Below are 16,497 nucleotides of genomic sequence, written 5' to 3'. Positions count from 1 at the left end.
CTGTATGAAAGTAACTATTGTGGGAACCGGATACGTGGGATTATCACTTGCCACACTGTTATCAAAAAAAAACGAAGTTATTGCATTAGATATCATTGAACAGAAAGTGGAAATGATTAACAATAGAAAATCACCAATTGTTGACCAGGAAATTAATAGATATTTCTCGAAATTTAATCTTAACTTGTTAGCCACAGTAGATAAAACTGTAGCATATAAGGATGCAGAGTTTGTAGTTATTGCAACACCAACGAATTATGATTCAGATCAGAATTATTTTGACACGTCTACTGTTGAGATGGTCATTGATGATGTTTTAAAATTAAACCCTGATACGGTCATAATTATTAAATCAACAGTTCCTGTTGGTTATACCGCTTCTATCAAAGAAAAGTATTGTATTGACAATGTGATATTTAGTCCAGAGTTTCTAAGAGAAGGAAAAGCCCTGCATGATAATTTATATCCTTCAAGAATTATTGTAGGAGAAGATTCTACTAGAGCAAAGCAATTCGCACAATTACTAATCGATGGTGCTGAGAAGAAAGATATTCCTGTTCTATTCACCAATAGTACAGAAGCTGAAGCAATTAAACTCTTTGCTAACACATATCTAGCAATGAGGGTTGCATATTTTAATGAGTTAGATACATATGCAGAAGTTAGGGGATTAGACACAAAAAATATCATTGAAGGGGTAAGTTTAGATCCTCGTATTGGTGGGCACTATAATAATCCATCTTTTGGATATGGTGGGTATTGCTTACCAAAAGATACAAAACAACTACTAGCTAATTATTCTGATGTACCACAAAACATCATACGAGCAATCGTAGATGCGAATCGAACACGTAAAGATCATATTTCTGATATGATCATCAAACGAAATCCTAGAATTGTAGGAATTTATCGTCTTACAATGAAAATGGATTCAGATAATTTTAGGGCTTCTTCAATACAAGGTGTTATGAAACGGATTAAAGCTAAAGGCATTGAAGTAGTAGTATATGAGCCAGTACTTAAGGAAAGTGAGTTCTATCAAAGTAAAGTTATCAAAGACTTAGAGAAATTTAAGAAAATTTCAGATATAATAGTTTCGAATAGACTATCTAAAGACATAATGGATGTTAAGGAAAAAGTATATACTAGAGATTTATTTAACAGAGATTAAGGGGGAGTTAACTTGAAAGTACTAATCATGGCTGGAGGTTCAGGTGAACGATTTTGGCCACTTTCCACAAAAGAAAACCCTAAACAACTACTATCTTTAGCAAGTAATAAATCAATGATAAGAGAAACGGTTGAACGTATCTTGAATCTAGTTGATTATGACGATATATATATTGCTACTAATGCAATTCAAGCAGTGGGAATAAAGAAACAAATTCCTGAGTTAAGAGAAGAAAACATCATCATTGAACCTGCCTTTAGAGATACCGCAGCTGCTATAGCATATGGAAGTACCTATATTTCAAAGTATGAAAATAACCCAACAATAACTGTTTTAGCGGCTGATCACTTAATCGAAGATGTTGATGGCTTTATTGAGTCATTAAAACTTGCTAAAGAAGAAGCTGAAAGAGGATCAATTGTTACTCTTGGAGTTAAACCAACAAAACCTGAAACTGGGTATGGGTACATCCAGCTAAATACTCTTTCAATAAATCAAATCTGTAGCACGAAACGATTTATGGAAAAACCAAACTATGAAACAGCGTTGGACTATTTAAATGATGGAAACTATGTATGGAATAGTGGTATGTTTATATTCAAATATGATACAATTATGAATGAACTTGAAAAATATGTACCAAATCACGTTCAAACAATACAGAAACTACAGCCTATTATTAAAAATCATACAGGTATTGAACTATCAAAAAAAGTAAAAGACTTATTTAACACATTTAAAAGAATATCAATCGATTATGCCGTAATGGAAAAATCACAAATCATCAAATGTATACCCGTAGATATTGGTTGGAATGATGTTGGCGGATTCAACTCTCTTCCTGATTTATTCCAACTAGATCAAGAGAGTAATGTTGTCAAAAACGCTAATTATTTTTTTCTTGATTCCAACAATAACATTGTTATATCTGACAAAGAAGAATCTTTGATTACAACAATAGGGGTCACCAACATGGTAATAGTAGATTCTCATAATGGGATATTGATATGTGATAGGTCTGAAACTGAAAAGATTAAATTACTACTAACAAAACTATCAAAATTGGAGATAATAGAATGAAAGTATTGGTTACAGGGGGTGCAGGATATATAGGAAGTCACACTGTATTTCATCTGCTAGAACAAAGATATGATGTCATTGTTGCTGACAATTACTCAAATAGTTCTCCACAAGTGATCGATAATTTGAAGTACATTTCGAAAAAGGAAATAACTGTTTTCGAAGTTGATTTAAAGGATTACACACAATCAAGAAGTATTTTCGAGAATAATAAAATCGATGCAATTATCCATTTTGCTGGATATAAGGCGGTTGGAGAATCTGTAAGAGTACCTGTTGATTACTATGATAATAATATCAATACAACATTAAACTTGTTAAAACTAATGAAAGAATTTGATGTAAAGAAATTTGTCTTTAGTTCCTCTGCTACTGTGTATGGAGACCCTATCAGTTGCCCTATTGATGAATCATTTCCTATAAATGCTACAAATCCATACGGAAGAACAAAGCTATTTATTGAAGAAATCTTAAAAGACTATTCAATTGCTAATAAAGATACTAGCATCAGCATATTAAGATATTTTAATCCTGTAGGAGCACACAAATCAGGTTTGATTGGTGAAAATCCAAATGGTATACCGAACAATTTAGTGCCTTATATTAACCAAGTGGCATCTGGTAAGTTGGATGAACTTCCTGTATATGGTAATGATTACCCAACCAAAGATGGAACGGGTATTCGAGATTATATACACGTTGAAGATTTAGCTTACGGTCATATAAAAGCTTTAGAATATATTGCAATTAAGAATGGCTACTTTATTCACAATTTAGGTACTGGTGTTGGATATAGTGTGATGGATATGATAAATACATTTGAGGAAATCTCTGGTAAGAAAGTGAAATATCGAATTACTAATCGACGACCAGGGGATATTGCTGAATGTTACGCAAACCCCATAAAGGCTGAGAAGGAACTGAATTGGAAGGCAAAAAGGGGATTAAAAGAGATGCTAGAAGATGCGTGGAGATTTGAAATAAATATAAACAGATAAAAGATATGCATATATTGAGGTGATTGTTGTGAGAAATGATTTTAGATGGGATAGTAGAATTATACAACTGTTTGAACTCCTAATAGATATGGGAGTTGTTATTGGAAGCTTAATAATTGTTTTACTAGCACATGGTGAACTTCAAAATATCACAATTTCTACCACTTTTGATTTCATTGTAGATTTAGTTATTGCAAATAGTGTTTTGCTGCTATCAACGGTAATATTCTTTAGAGTATATAGAATCTCTGTAGTTAAAACAAAATATAGAGATTTGATGCCAAGGATTATTTTAGCATTAATTATGGCAAATTTAATTACAGTATTTTCATCCATGTTTTTGAATGATCTTGATTTTTCTAAAACTATTTTTATTTATAGTTTTGCTGTCCAAGTAATGTTTTTTGTGTTTATTAAATATGTTGAGTTTTATTTTTTCCAAAAAGTAAATGTGAAAACCGCTATTATAATTGGTCCAAAAGATCAAGCAGATAAGTTTGCTAAAAAACTAATCTCTGACAAGTCTAGCTATGTTGAACTGAAATATATAATATATGAAGATGAAAATAATACAAAACAATGTCCGATTATAGAGAAGTATATTAACCGAGTAGAATACATATATTTAACAGCAAATCTTTACGAAGAAAAAAAGAATACAATTATCGCTCATTGTATTGAGCATAACAAGACGTTTTTCTTAATACCAAAGATATATGAACTTGCGATAAAAAATGCTTCTATTGAGAATATTGGAGATGTTTTGGTGTATCAAGTTCAAGGACTAGAACTAACATTGGAACAACGTTTTCTAAAACGAACCTTTGATTTAATTGTTGGACTAGTTGGATTGATTCTAACATCACCAATAATGCTTTTAACTGCAATAGTTGTTAAACTATATGATAGAGGACCGGTATTCTTCAAACAAGAACGTTTAACTTATAAAAATCGAACGTTTACATTAATTAAGTTCCGAACGATGATTCCTGATGCAGAAAAGCATACTGGACCAGTATTAGCCTCTGATAAAGATCCTCGAATTACTAAGTTGGGAAGTTTTATGCGGAAAACTAGAGTTGATGAACTACCACAGTTCTTTAATATAATTAAAGGTGATATGAGTATAGTGGGACCTCGACCTGAAAGAGAATTTTTTGTGGAACAATTCAAAAAAGAAAATCCAAGTTATAAATATCGTCTTAATGTACGTGCAGGAGTTACTGGTTTGGCTCAAGCTTTAGGTAAGTACAATACAACGTATGATGATAAATTACGATATGATTTATTTTATATTCGCAATTACTCTTTTTTCCAAGATTTGTATATTTTATTACATACTATAAGAGCAATATTCCAAAATGATAGTGCACAAGGTTTATTACAGGATTTTAATGTTATTGATCACTTTGATAATCAAGGATATATTTATTTAGAGAGTGATATAGACAAAGATGTCTTTATTATTACTAGAAAATAAAAATGGGTTAGCAATAACCCATTTTAAAATACAATTTTTTTGTATTTCAAATCTCCTTCTACAGTATACTCTGAATCTGCTGTTACCATGATGAAATCTCCAGAACTAACAGATATATCATCAAACAGACCTTCCCCTTCGAGGATAAAAATATAATCTCCATGCTGATTTGAACTGAGTTTGGTTTTATTAATATTAGTAAGAGAATCAACAATAAAATATTGATTTTCATGTGGTTCCCATTTTTTATTGTCTGGAACTTCAATACATTTCAGAGCATCTTTAATGTGCAGTTCTCTTAACTTACCATTATGTAGCCGATTGTAATCATATAGACGAAATGTAATATCTGAAGATTGTTGCACTTCAAGTAGAGTAGTACCTCCACAAATAGCATGAATCGTACCTGCTTTAATGTAAAACATATCACCATGTTTGATTGGAAAATAGTTTAGAAGAGTGGTTAATCTATCATTGATAATTGCATCTTCAAGCTCTAATACAGAATTAGCGTGATGACCAATATTGATTTTTGTGTTTGGTTCTGTATTGATGATATACCAACTTTCATCTTTACCGAGACTATTAAACTTCTTAGCATACTGATCATCAGGATGAACTTGAATGCTTAGATCTTGAGATGCTGAAATAAGTTTAACTAAAATAGGAAATTCTGGTTGACTATAATTTCCGAATAGTTGACGTTCAGACTTATATAGTTCTCGTAGCGATTTCCCTTTATATGGACCCGCTTTTACTATAGAACTACCATGAGGGTGTGCGCTTATTCCCCAAGCTTCACCGCAATTTTCAGTAGTAGGATAATTATATAATCTTTTAAAGGAGTTTCCTCCCCATACCTTATAAAAATAGACTGGTTCGAACTTCAACACCATCACAATCATCCTTTCTTAACCATAATATTTTAGCATTGTAGTTCAAAATATACAAGAATATAGAATCAGTATTATTTTCTTGTGATATAATTTATTTATTATGGGAGTGCAAAAAAATGGCACGGATCATTGAATATAGCAGGACACCAAAGTCACTTTTTCGTTGTCACAATGAAATGGTTGGTGAAGTAGTTCTTGATTCGAATATTGAATCAAAAATATAATACAGAAGTTTTCTCATAAACAGAGAATTATTGAATCAAATCTAAGTCTAATATACGTCGTAATGTCCTTATCCAGAAATATAGAAGTAATGATAGAACATCATTCTTAGCAGTATCCTCGAACTACAACATTGTTGTTTTATTGGTAAGTCCACATATTAATGAATTCATTTATGCATCAATATTAGTTATGCAACAGGTGTTAATGGTTCTTTGTATGGGAAAAGCTCTAACAGGATCAAGAAATCATTTTATTCCACTACTTAATAAAAATGAAGGATTAATAAGCCTACTAAAACAAGCTACTAATAACGCAATGTTAGTAAACTCTATTCAAAACCAATGTTCTACGGGACAAAAGCAAATAATTTCAAAACAAAGAGACCCAAATTTTTAAGAAGTATTTAGGATAAACAACCGTACACTGGATTACTAGACTTGGTCATGAGTTTGTCTATAATGAAACCAGATTTGATTATTAATTGTGTTACTAAATCACTGAGAAATCATGATATAAAATCAAAACTCATTCAAACACTTTTAACCAGTATCTAACTGCGTATTCTTAGAAAGTAATCATCACCCTAGTTATTGTTCTGCAAAAAACAAAGTTAGTAATTGTCTGAGGTGAAATATATGATTAGACTAACCTCTGTCTATGATTCTCATTTGCATGTATTAGGTATAGGTATACAACAAAGAATTGCTGACTGCTCTGAATTCGCAACATTAGCAGAATTGTCTTCTTATTCAAATGATAATCCTAAAATCATTGTCAGTAGAGGATGGCATGAATCCCAATTTATCGAAAAGCGAACACCAACGAAGTTTGATCTCAATCATATCTCTAAATCTATGCCGGTAATTCTCATCCGCACTTGTGGCCATGTTTTAGTATGCAATGATAAAGCTATGGAACTTGCAGGAATCACAAGTGATACTCCTCAAATAGAAGGTGGATCCTTTGATTACAAAACAGGCATCTTCACCGAAGATGCCATGGATTTAATCATGAAGATTGTCCCTCCGCCATCCAAAGAAGAACTCAAAGAGATGTTTATCTCTGCGAATAACTATTTGCTATCACAAGGCATTACTAGTGTTGGTAGTGATGACTTTAGTATAAAGAATGTACATTATGAAGATATTATAGAAGTACTAGAAGAACTCTATCATGAAGGACTCATGCAAATACATCTATATGAACAAGTAAATCTTCCTTCAATCAAACTACAACAAGACTTTCTCAATAAAGGCTATCATAAAAAGACATACAATGGATTTAAAATGGGTCCTTTAAAACTACTCGCAGATGGAAGTATGGGTGGACGTACAGCCTATCTAAACAAAGACTACAGTGATGATCCAGGTAATAAAGGAATACAAGTTTTTAAACAATCGGAATTAGAAGACCTCATCTATCTCGCAGACTCCAATGGGATGGATGTCGCCATCCACGCGATTGGTGATGGTATGATAGATTTAGTTTTAGATGCAATCGAAAAAAGCATACGTAGAACGAAACGTAATCATCGTCACAGTATTATTCATGCGCAGCTTGCGACGAAACAGCAAATCCAACGTATGAAACAACTAGGTGTTGCTGCTATCGTCCAACCCATCTTCTTAAACAGTGATATTGGGATTGTCCATGAACGGTTAGGAGATCGAGCAAACGAATCCTATCTATTCAAAACCATGTATAAAGAGGGAGTACATGTTGCCTTTAGTACTGATGCTCCTGTGGAACCAGTAAACCCATTTTATAACTTGTACACAGCAATCACTAGAACCAGTATCAAACAACCAGAATTAGGTGAATTTCTCCCTGAAGAGAAATTCACACTTGATGAAGCATTAGAATGTTATCAAAACAGTTACTATATGTCCTATGATGAACATAAGAACTATAATGATTACATTATTGTTGATCGAGATATTCATAATTGTACGGTAGAAGAATTAAAAGATACCGTTGTACTAGAAACCTATATCGATGGGAAACTAGTCTATAAAAGAGACAAAAAATAAGCATGGCAAAATTGCCATGCTTTTTGAATGCTATAAATTACCGTATTACATGGTATAATGACAATGAGTAGGTGATCACATGAATGATATAACCAAATATGTTATTGCAGCCACAAATCTATATGGAATGGTAACCTTAGACAAAGTAGTCGAAGTCTATCGATACCATCATGATAACCATATCCCAAGTGCAGAACCAATTGATCAAGATCTATTAGAAAAACACCATATGTATTATGATGGAGAGTATTTCTACACCGAAGCCATGAGTATGAATACGGAACAAGAATGGCAACAAGAAAAACAAACAAAACGTAATAAACCGTATTACATTCCAACACAAGACGAACTCTTATTCTACATTGACAATGAGTATGAAGAAAATGATGCCTATTTTGATTTACTTGAATTTATCGAAACAATTGAAGAGAATGAAGTCAAAGTCATAAATGTATGTTATGAAATCAGAGGTATGGCAGCACTCGCTGTACCGTATCAAAGACTATTAAACATTGCCAATGAGTATGATATCATATTTCCTTCCGATCAAGACTTTAAGACATACGCCACTCTAGTTAAACAGGTTCATCAACATACCAGACGTTGGAATTTAAATGGTTATACCCTCGCCGAATACAATCAATTACCAAAACCACACAAAGTAGGACGGAATGATCCTTGTCAATGTGGTAGTGGTAAGAAGTACAAAAAATGTTGTGGTAAATAAATACGAACGATGTGATGAATATGACTGCTGAACTAAGTAACTACGTTAATACCATACGAAAACAAAAGAAGATATCCATTGAAACGTTAACCGATGGAATCATCTCTTCTAGACAATACAAACGATATCTAAGTGGTGATTCGGTGATTCCGTTTCGAGTCTTTAATGAGCTTTGTGAACGATTGATGGTAAACCCCATCAACGTTCTTCAAGACTTAGAACAAACCAAACAAAACGAACAAGAACTCCTCGATCAACTCTATAGTGATATTATTCATTTAAATCTCGATGATGCGAAAACTGTGATTGAGAAGTTATCGATCATTGGTTTTACCTCAGAAGGACATACACTCTACTTTCAGATCTGTTTTAGCTTATATCAGTACTACACCAAACAAGAAGAGATATCGGTACTACGAAAACACCTTGAAACACTATTATCCTATCCATCTATCTTAGAACAATCCTACTTCAGTTCCAATGAATTACTAGGTATTGGTGTACTGATGACCTACCTTCCCAAACAAGAACGTAAACCGATACTTGATAAACTACAACTTGTATTAAAAGGGGATGTCAATGTATTAGGGAAACACTTCCGGATGCAACAATACATCTTTGTGAAAATCGCTAAAGAATTAGGCGTCTTAGGCGATTTTACACATGTCCTTGAAATCTGCACAAAGGGTATTGAAAATGCGTTTAGACATCATTCTACGTTTAATCTCGATTACTTCTATTACTACAGTGCCTTAGCTCATCACTATCTTGCCCATGAGGACAATCGTGATTTTTATCTCAATCGGTTATACCTGATCTTACAAGTCATCGGTAATGAACATAAATTTGATAAATTCAATAAACTTGTGTACAGTGACTTTGGTCGTTTGTTGGAGAGTTTTCAACAATAAAAAAACAGCATACTCCCCTTGGGTATGCTGTTTTTACGAAAGGAGAGGAAGGGTAGGCTTCCCCTCGTTGACATCCGGATAAAGATGTCCCTTTATTATACCGTATACACAAAGGATTTGTTGTGATATTCTTAATATGGAGAGAAATTTGTACGAAATATGATACAAATCACAATATTTACTGACAGATCTGTCAATAGGAAGAAGGACAACAATGGAAAAACGAACAATCGTCTCTTGGGAATTCTTAGAAACCTTTATGGTTCAAGCATTTGTCAAAATGGGTGTTCCAGAAGAAGACGCAAAAATCTGTGCCGATGTCTTAATGGAAAGTGATCGTCGTGGGATTGAAAGTCACGGTGTCAATCGTTTTAAACCAATCTATATTGATCGCTTAAAAGCTGGGATTCAGTTTCCAACAACAAAAATTGATACGATTCGAGAAACCGCCACAACCGCCGTACTCGATGCGAATGATGGAATGGGAATGGTTGCGAGTACATATGCGATGGATCTTGCCATAAAGAAAGCCAAAGAATATGGCATTGGAATGGTTGCTGTCACCAATAGTACCCATTATGGTATTGCAGGATTTTACGCTACCATGGCGACAAAAGCTGGTCTGATTGGAATGACGGGTACCAACGCTCGTCCGAGCGTTGCACCAACCTTTGGCGTGGAAAATATGCTAGGAACCAATCCACTAACGATTGGACTTCCCACCGATGAAGAATTTCCCTTTGTCTTAGACTGTGCCACAAGTATAACCCAACGAGGTAAAATCGAATATTATGCGAAAATCAATAAACCTACTGAAGCCGGTAAAGTCGTTGGCCAAGATGGTGAAGCGAAAACCGATAGTAACCAAATCTTACACGATTTAGTCAGTGGGCAAGCAGCGCTTGCACCCCTCGGAGGAATTGGTGAAGAACTTGCGGGATACAAAGGATACGGATACAGTGTTGTTGTTGAAATTTTAAGTGCCGCCTTACAAGCTGGAAATTTCATGAAAGCCCTTAGTGGTCGTGACAAAGATGGCAACTTAACTCCTTATCATTTAGGACATTTCTTTATTGCCATTGATCCCGAAGCCTTTATGGGTGTCGATACTTTTAAGAAAATAGCTGGAGATATCTTACGCGCTCTTCGAGCCAGTAAGAAAGCTCCAGGACAAGAGAGAATTTACACTGCTGGAGAAAAAGAATATCATGTGTGGTTGGAACGTAAAGATACCGGTGTACCGCTAACGGAAGGTGTAAAACAAGATTTCCGTGATGTCAAAGAAATGTTAGATTTAGATATCAATCTACCATTCTAGATTGGACAAAATTTAATTCATTTGATATACTGTACTGTTACAGATAAGGGTCTGTAAAATAGTGGAAAGGACACGAATTGTTCGACTGTTTGTGAAGGTGGGGAACATGAAACAGATGGATGAACTCTTGAACTGTGACGATATCGATCGTCTCCAGTTCTACTTGGATTATTATTATATGATCCAAGAGATGAATCACAAAAGAGATCAACAGGATGAGGAACTCGCATTTGAGATTCAACAATTAGAACAACGAAAACAAGAACTATTGCAGCAAAGTGATTCGTAAAAAAAAGCACTCCTTCGGGAGTGCTTTTTTAGTGCAGTACTTTAAATATATTTCGTTGAATAATGAGGTAGGATATTCCAAATCCAGCCACAAGTCCACCTAAATGGCCACTAACACTAACGCCGATACTGGCGAATGTTGAGACGACTTGTAAGGCGATTAACACCCATATCGATTGAATGTCGCGATAGTTCAACATATCTTTCCGATAAATGGATAACCATAGTAATGCGCCCATAACGCCAAAGATCGCACCACTTGCTCCGGTGGTTTGGGTAAAGGATTCGGAGAATACAACGACTGCGGTACTACTGATAAGTAGACTTGAAAAATATACAATTGAGAACTTCCGACTACCAATCGTACGTTCTAATGCCGTTGACATGACGATGATTCCCAGTACCATATTCGATGCGAAATGCATAATACTCCAGTGTAGGAATGGTGCGGTAAATAAACGCCAAAATTCATTCTGTTTTAATACTAGTACTGGATTCAACAATCCCCATTGTTGAATCACACTAGCTTCAAATCCTCCTGTAACAAGTACAGCGAGAAAGAAGCCAGTATTTAGAAAGAAAATTACCGTTGATACGGGCGATTGCTCCCAAAAACTTTTCCAATCCCCTGTGCGTGCAAAAATACTCATGATGTTCCCTCCTTGTTAGTGTATATGTAATGGTTTAAATAATAACGGATAAACGCCTAATCCGACAAAGGCGACAAGTCCATACCGAATCATATCTAAGAGATGTAATAATGTAGAACCTTCCTTCGCGATGGCTTCGAAGATGATATCCAGACCTGCCATAATCGCAATCATGATAATTAATCCACCAAGAACGCGTAGACCTTTTTTCCACAACAATGTATCCATTGTAAATTGAATGTATTTCTTCTCGATCACCATACCACCCGTAAACCCAAGCATCAATCCATAGGTTTTGTATAAATCGACGTAGTCCAATATAAATAGGAATGGTAGAAATGCTAGTAAGATACCAATATATACTTGTAATAATGCTTTGTCATTATCTTGAATCTTGACAAAGAACTGCGCAAATAGATAGGCAGTAAGAATCCCCAACAGTAATGATACGGTAACGTCTTCCAAATAATGGACTCCAAGATACATTCTCGAAAGGGCCATTAAAACACTAAAAATCGTTGCTACATAGACAATTTTAATCTGTTTTTGATAGAACCCATAGGCAAAAGAGAACGATGTAAACATTTGCGTATGGCCACTAGGGAAACTATATCCTCCGGATGTCTCAGGTCGAAGATTGGTGATCCGATCGGGATACTCTTGAAACGGTCGTGGTGCCGAGACAATGCCTTTGATTGTTGCATTGAACATTCCGGTAAAGAACAACACCAGTCCCATAAATTCACCCATCTTTTTATCATAGGCGAAATAAATGATACTTAATAGAACAATATAAACGTATTCTTCTCCTAAAAACGAAATGAAATTAAAGAATACATCAAAAAATCCATTCTGTAAACTTTGCAGGGCTTCAACAACTTCAATGGTCATACCAATCACTCCATTCTCTAGTGATTATTATATCACATAAAGGTATTATTGAATACCAAACAAAAATGCTTCTTCCGAAGCATTTATTGATTGTTTAGATTATAGTCTACTTCACAATTATCTTTTGGTTCTGGGACATTGGTCCCAGCAAGTGAACAGCTACCACTACCACATGTCGAACATTTACCAAGTGTTTCGACACCTTCTGGTGTCTTCGTGTTCTTATTTAAACTGTAACTTACAATATATAGTCCAATAACTGCGAACAACAGCAGTGGAACAACAATATAACTAGGCATAGTATCATCTCCTACCTGTATTATAACACTACTCAATTTTCAAGGCTAACAATGTGATTATTTTCTTATTTAGAAAAGAATGCATAGGTTTTTATTTGTAGCGTTATTTATAATATAATGAACATGAACAAATTAGAAAAATTATATTTAGGAGGACACAATGTTATCCAAGAAATTTGATCCCTTAAAAGGGAAGATATTAGAAGTATTAAACTACAAAGGGGAAATCGTCGATGAAAAACTCGTCCCCAAACTCGATGATGACAAACTTATCGAGATGTACAAAACGATGCTCTTAGGACGTATAGCCGATATTAAAGCACTCCAATATCAACGTCAAGGACGGATGCTGACCTATGCACCAATCAAAGGTCAGGAAGCTGCACAAGTTGGTGTCGTTGCCGCCCTAGAACAACAAGACTGGATGGTTCCCGCATTTCGCGAAATGGCCGGTATGTTATACCGTGGAGCTAGTTTAAAACAGCTCTACTTATATTGGTATGGGAATGAAGAAGGAAGTCGCTTCGAAAAAGATGTTCGAATTCTTCCCATTAGTGTACCGATTGCATCCCAAATCAACCATGGTGCGGGAGTTGCATATGCCAGTAAAATCTTAGACAAAAAAGAAGTCGTCGTTGCCTACGTTGGTGACGGTGGAACCTCTCATGGAGAATTCCATGAGGGTGTCAATTTTGCTGCCGTCTTAGATTTACCATTAATTGTTATTATTCAAAACAATCAATGGGCCATCTCCACCCCACGTGAAACGCAAACCAAAGCCAAAACCTTAGCCCAAAAAGCCGTAGGGTATGGCATTCCTGGTATTCAAGTCGATGGAAACGATCCACTCGCGATGTACATCGCCACTGAAGAAGCGAAAAAACGCGCCTTAAAAGGCGAAGGCCCAACGATTATCGAAGCCTTAACCTATCGCTTAGGACCACACACAACCAGTGATGATCCAACGATTTATCGCGATCAAAAAGAAGTCGATTACTGGGAAGAACGCGATCCATTAAAACGATTCAAAATTTATCTCATCAATAAAGGACTCTGGTCCGAAGAACAAGAAGAAAAAGAAACCAAAGAAGTAACCGATTATGTCAACAAAACCTTTAAAGAAGTCGAAGCCACCGGTCTCATAGACTTAGAAGAAACGTTCAAGTATACATACGCGGAAATGACACCGGACTTACAAGAACAACTCGACGACTACAAAGCTTATCTCAAGGAGGTCGAATAACATGGCTGTTATGACCGTACTCGATGCAATTAATAAAACCTTATTTGAACAAATGGAAAAAGACGAAACTGTCGTCACCTTTGGTGAAGACGTAGGATTCGAAGGTGGCGTCTTCCGCGTCACCAAAGGACTTCAACAAAAATTCGGTAAAGACCGAAGTTTTGATACCCCTCTCGCCGAATCCGCCATCATTGGTGGTGCGATTGGGATGGCTGTTAATGGGTTAAAACCAATCCCTGAAATTCAATTCAGTGGATTTGTTCTACCCGCCTTTAACCAAATCGTTGCCCACGCTGCCCGCTATCGCAACCGTAGCCGTGGGGTTTATACCTTACCAATGGTTATTCGGATGCCTTACGGTGGTGGAATTCGTGCGTTAGAACATCACAGTGAATCGATTGAAGCAATGTTTGCTTCGGTTCCTGGATTGAAAGTCGTAATTCCATCAACTCCATACGATGCCAAAGGATTATTAACCGCTGCAATTCAAGATCCCGATCCCGTTATTTTCATGGAACCAAAACGGATCTACCGGGCCTTTAAACAAGAAGTACCCGAAACCGAATACAAAGTCCCAATTGGCAAAGCTAAGGTTGTCCAAAAAGGTGAAGACATTACTGTTGTTGCCTGGGGAGCCTTGGTTCGCGAAGTTGAAAAAGCAATGAAACTATTAGAAAACGACAACATCTCCGTTGAATTAATCGATTTACGAACGATTCAACCATACGATAAAGAAACGATCATCAATTCCGTCCAAAAAACAGGACGCTTCTTGGTTGTCCATGAAGCCGTCAAATCGTTTGGACCTGGAGCAGAAATGATCAGTACCGTTAATGAAAAAGCCTTCTTATACTTAGAAGCCCCACCAACGCGTCTTACCGGACACGACGTCACCGTACCACTTCCCAAAGGAGAACACCACTTCATGATTACCCCAGAGCGTATCGCTCGGGAAATTAAAAAGGTTGTGAATTTCTAATGACGGATTTTAAATTTGCCGATATCGGTGAAGGAATCCACGAAGGAAACATCCTCAAGTGGGAATATAATGTCGGTGACACCATCGAAGAAGGGGAAACACTTGTCGTGATTGAAACCGATAAGGTTAACGCTGAAATCCCCAGTCCGGTCACAGGTGTCATCAAGAAACTTGGTCCCGCCGAAGGTGAAGTTGTACACGTGGGTGAAACCTTAGCCCTGATAGACGATGGAACCGGTGGAGCTGAAGAAGCACCAAAAGAAGAACCGAAAGAAGCCAAAGCTGAACCGATTAGCGAAGGCGAAGAAGAAAATGCCGCAGGAGTCGTTGGTAGTATTGAAGTGTCCAATGATGTTATCGCATCAAGCATTGAACACGAAGACGAGGCAACACCCGCGAAGAAACGCGTCCTCGCAACGCCGGTTGCGAGAAAACTTGCCAAAGACCTTGGTGTTGATATCAAACTCGTCCCAGGTAGTGGTGAAAATGGCCGCGTTATGAAAGCGGATATCCGTGCCTTTGCCGACAAAGAAACCACGCAAACACCACTGCAAAAAGTAACCGTTAATCCATTTAAAGAAGTAGCGGTACCAACGTTTGCACAAGAGAGAACACGTCGTGAGAAAATCTCAAAACTTCGTAAAACCATTGCGGAAAACATGACAACCAGCAAAACGATTATTCCGCATACAACCGTGATGGATGAAATCATCGTCAGTAACTTAGTCGATTTACGGACAACGCAAAAACCTTTAGCCGAGCAAAAAGGTATTAAATTAACCTATATGCCATTTATCATTAAGGCATTAACGCAAACCCTACAAGAATTCCCTATCTTTAACAGCAGCTTTGATCATACCACGGACGAAATTGTCTACAAAAACTACATGAACATCGGTGTCGCCGTGGATACTCCGGATGGACTCATCGTCCCCAATATCAAAGATGCGGATACGAAAGGAATTCTAACAATAGCCAAAGAACTCGCCGATATTAAAGAACGAGCTCACAATAAAAAAATCACATTAGATGATTTAAAAGATGGAACGATATCAATCACCAACTACGGTGTCTTTGATTCCACCTTTGGTGCACCCGTCATTAAATATCCCGAAGTTGCGATTATTGGTATTGGTCGAATCATGAAAAAACCCGTTGTGATTGACGATGACATCGTCATTCGCCACGTTCTTCCACTATCGTTATCCATCGATCACCGTGTGATTGATGGCGGCGATGCGGGACGATTCTTAAAAACCTTTAAATCGTATCTTAAAGACCCGATGTTTTTACTCTTAAGTTAGGTGATAA

At 36.2% G+C, this 16,497-nt stretch carries 16 protein-coding genes; 12 read left to right on the top strand and 4 right to left on the bottom strand.

Annotated elements, in window-relative coordinates:
- Positions 1-4: 4 nt before the first annotated feature.
- Genes G4Z02_RS01725 through G4Z02_RS01710 form a run of 4 tightly spaced genes read left to right on the top strand, consistent with a single transcriptional unit; the run spans position 5 to position 4,729 of the window.
- The gene (locus tag G4Z02_RS01725) at positions 5-1,171 is read left to right on the top strand and encodes a nucleotide sugar dehydrogenase (RefSeq protein WP_258878133.1); all 1,167 of its coding nucleotides are present in this window, start codon (positions 5-7) and stop codon (positions 1,169-1,171) included.
- Positions 1,172-1,183: 12 nt separating this feature from the next.
- Entirely contained in the window at positions 1,184-2,251 is a 1,068-nt protein-coding gene (locus G4Z02_RS01720; RefSeq protein WP_258878132.1) for a mannose-1-phosphate guanylyltransferase, read from the top strand.
- Entirely contained in the window at positions 2,248-3,249 is a 1,002-nt protein-coding gene (gene galE / locus G4Z02_RS01715) for a UDP-glucose 4-epimerase GalE (RefSeq protein ID WP_258878131.1), read from the top strand. Before G4Z02_RS01720 ends, galE begins: the two co-directional genes overlap by 4 nt.
- A gap of 28 nt (positions 3,250-3,277) precedes the next feature.
- A complete protein-coding gene (locus G4Z02_RS01710; RefSeq protein ID WP_258878130.1) occupies positions 3,278-4,729 on the top strand; it encodes a sugar transferase in 1,452 nt (483 codons plus the stop codon).
- 23 nt (positions 4,730-4,752) lie between these two features.
- Here the strand turns inward: G4Z02_RS01710 and G4Z02_RS01705 are convergent, their stop codons facing one another.
- Positions 4,753-5,634 carry a type I phosphomannose isomerase catalytic subunit gene (locus G4Z02_RS01705; RefSeq protein ID WP_258878129.1) on the bottom strand — a complete coding sequence of 294 codons (882 nt, stop codon included), beginning with the start codon at positions 5,632-5,634 and terminating at the stop codon, positions 4,753-4,755.
- A gap of 851 nt (positions 5,635-6,485) precedes the next feature.
- Between G4Z02_RS01705 and G4Z02_RS01700 the strand changes: the two genes are divergently transcribed.
- The 5 genes from G4Z02_RS01700 (at position 6,486) to G4Z02_RS01680 (ending at position 11,125) form a co-directional block, all read left to right on the top strand.
- Entirely contained in the window at positions 6,486-7,880 is a 1,395-nt protein-coding gene (locus G4Z02_RS01700) for an amidohydrolase (RefSeq protein WP_258878128.1), read from the top strand.
- Between the two features lie 79 nt (positions 7,881-7,959).
- Positions 7,960-8,607, top strand: coding sequence for an SEC-C metal-binding domain-containing protein (locus tag G4Z02_RS01695; RefSeq protein WP_258878127.1), 648 nt, complete (start codon positions 7,960-7,962; stop codon positions 8,605-8,607).
- A 20-nt stretch (positions 8,608-8,627) separates the two neighbouring features.
- Entirely contained in the window at positions 8,628-9,518 is an 891-nt protein-coding gene (locus G4Z02_RS01690; RefSeq protein ID WP_258878126.1) for a hypothetical protein, read from the top strand.
- Between the two features lie 214 nt (positions 9,519-9,732).
- Positions 9,733-10,836, top strand: a complete 1,104-nt coding sequence (locus G4Z02_RS01685) for an Ldh family oxidoreductase (protein ID WP_258878125.1) — start codon at positions 9,733-9,735, stop codon at positions 10,834-10,836.
- Between the two features lie 106 nt (positions 10,837-10,942).
- Positions 10,943-11,125 (top strand): hypothetical protein, encoded by a 183-nt coding sequence (locus G4Z02_RS01680; protein ID WP_258878124.1) that lies wholly within the window; start codon positions 10,943-10,945, stop codon positions 11,123-11,125.
- Positions 11,126-11,153: 28 nt separating this feature from the next.
- On the opposite strand, the gene G4Z02_RS01675 is transcribed toward G4Z02_RS01680, so the two are convergent.
- The 3 genes from G4Z02_RS01675 to G4Z02_RS01665 all read right to left on the bottom strand — a co-directional run bounded on the left by G4Z02_RS01675 (position 11,154) and on the right by G4Z02_RS01665 (position 12,964).
- Complete coding sequence (locus G4Z02_RS01675) at positions 11,154-11,774, bottom strand: rhomboid family intramembrane serine protease (protein ID WP_258878123.1); 621 nt, start codon at positions 11,772-11,774, stop codon at positions 11,154-11,156.
- Between the two features lie 15 nt (positions 11,775-11,789).
- Positions 11,790-12,665, bottom strand: coding sequence for a phosphatase PAP2 family protein (locus G4Z02_RS01670; protein ID WP_258878122.1), 876 nt, complete (start codon positions 12,663-12,665; stop codon positions 11,790-11,792).
- 83 nt (positions 12,666-12,748) lie between these two features.
- Entirely contained in the window at positions 12,749-12,964 is a 216-nt protein-coding gene (locus G4Z02_RS01665) for a hypothetical protein (RefSeq protein WP_258878121.1), read from the bottom strand.
- 160 nt (positions 12,965-13,124) lie between these two features.
- On the opposite strand from G4Z02_RS01665, the gene pdhA reads away from it, so the two are divergent.
- From pdhA to G4Z02_RS01650, 3 genes are read left to right on the top strand one after another with little or no spacing between them, the layout of a single operon-like run.
- Positions 13,125-14,207 (top strand): pyruvate dehydrogenase (acetyl-transferring) E1 component subunit alpha, encoded by a 1,083-nt coding sequence (pdhA, locus tag G4Z02_RS01660; RefSeq protein WP_258878120.1) that lies wholly within the window; start codon positions 13,125-13,127, stop codon positions 14,205-14,207.
- A gap of 1 nt (position 14,208) precedes the next feature.
- A complete protein-coding gene (locus G4Z02_RS01655; RefSeq protein ID WP_258878119.1) occupies positions 14,209-15,186 on the top strand; it encodes an alpha-ketoacid dehydrogenase subunit beta in 978 nt (325 codons plus the stop codon).
- Positions 15,186-16,490, top strand: coding sequence for a dihydrolipoamide acetyltransferase family protein (locus G4Z02_RS01650; RefSeq protein WP_258878118.1), 1,305 nt, complete (start codon positions 15,186-15,188; stop codon positions 16,488-16,490). Before G4Z02_RS01655 ends, G4Z02_RS01650 begins: the two co-directional genes overlap by 1 nt.
- Positions 16,491-16,497 lie beyond the last annotated feature (7 nt).

Source organism: Candidatus Xianfuyuplasma coldseepsis (genome assembly GCF_014023125.1).
Classification (GTDB): domain Bacteria; phylum Bacillota_I; class Bacilli_A; order Izemoplasmatales; family Izemoplasmataceae; genus Xianfuyuplasma; species Xianfuyuplasma coldseepsis.
The sequence above is the reverse complement of the archived record's forward strand: the minus strand, read 5'-3'. Positions and strand labels throughout refer to the sequence as shown.

Bases quoted from the DNA above. Each gene is read 5' to 3' on its own strand.
- G4Z02_RS01725 (WP_258878133.1), top strand. From the start codon at position 5: ATGAAAGTAACTATTGTGGGAACCGGATACGTGGGATTATCACTTGCC.
- galE (WP_258878131.1), top strand. From the start codon at position 2,248: ATGAAAGTATTGGTTACAGGGGGTGCAGGATATATAGGAAGTCACACT.
- G4Z02_RS01705 (WP_258878129.1), bottom strand. From the start codon at position 5,634: ATGATTGTGATGGTGTTGAAGTTCGAACCAGTCTATTTTTATAAGGTA.
- G4Z02_RS01700 (WP_258878128.1), top strand. From the start codon at position 6,486: ATGATTAGACTAACCTCTGTCTATGATTCTCATTTGCATGTATTAGGT.
- G4Z02_RS01695 (WP_258878127.1), top strand. From the start codon at position 7,960: ATGAATGATATAACCAAATATGTTATTGCAGCCACAAATCTATATGGA.
- G4Z02_RS01690 (WP_258878126.1), top strand. From the start codon at position 8,628: ATGACTGCTGAACTAAGTAACTACGTTAATACCATACGAAAACAAAAG.
- G4Z02_RS01685 (WP_258878125.1), top strand. From the start codon at position 9,733: ATGGAAAAACGAACAATCGTCTCTTGGGAATTCTTAGAAACCTTTATG.
- G4Z02_RS01680 (WP_258878124.1), top strand. From the start codon at position 10,943: ATGAAACAGATGGATGAACTCTTGAACTGTGACGATATCGATCGTCTC.
- G4Z02_RS01675 (WP_258878123.1), bottom strand. From the start codon at position 11,774: ATGAGTATTTTTGCACGCACAGGGGATTGGAAAAGTTTTTGGGAGCAA.
- G4Z02_RS01670 (WP_258878122.1), bottom strand. From the start codon at position 12,665: ATGACCATTGAAGTTGTTGAAGCCCTGCAAAGTTTACAGAATGGATTT.
- G4Z02_RS01665 (WP_258878121.1), bottom strand. From the start codon at position 12,964: ATGCCTAGTTATATTGTTGTTCCACTGCTGTTGTTCGCAGTTATTGGA.
- pdhA (WP_258878120.1), top strand. From the start codon at position 13,125: ATGTTATCCAAGAAATTTGATCCCTTAAAAGGGAAGATATTAGAAGTA.
- G4Z02_RS01655 (WP_258878119.1), top strand. From the start codon at position 14,209: ATGGCTGTTATGACCGTACTCGATGCAATTAATAAAACCTTATTTGAA.
- G4Z02_RS01650 (WP_258878118.1), top strand. From the start codon at position 15,186: ATGACGGATTTTAAATTTGCCGATATCGGTGAAGGAATCCACGAAGGA.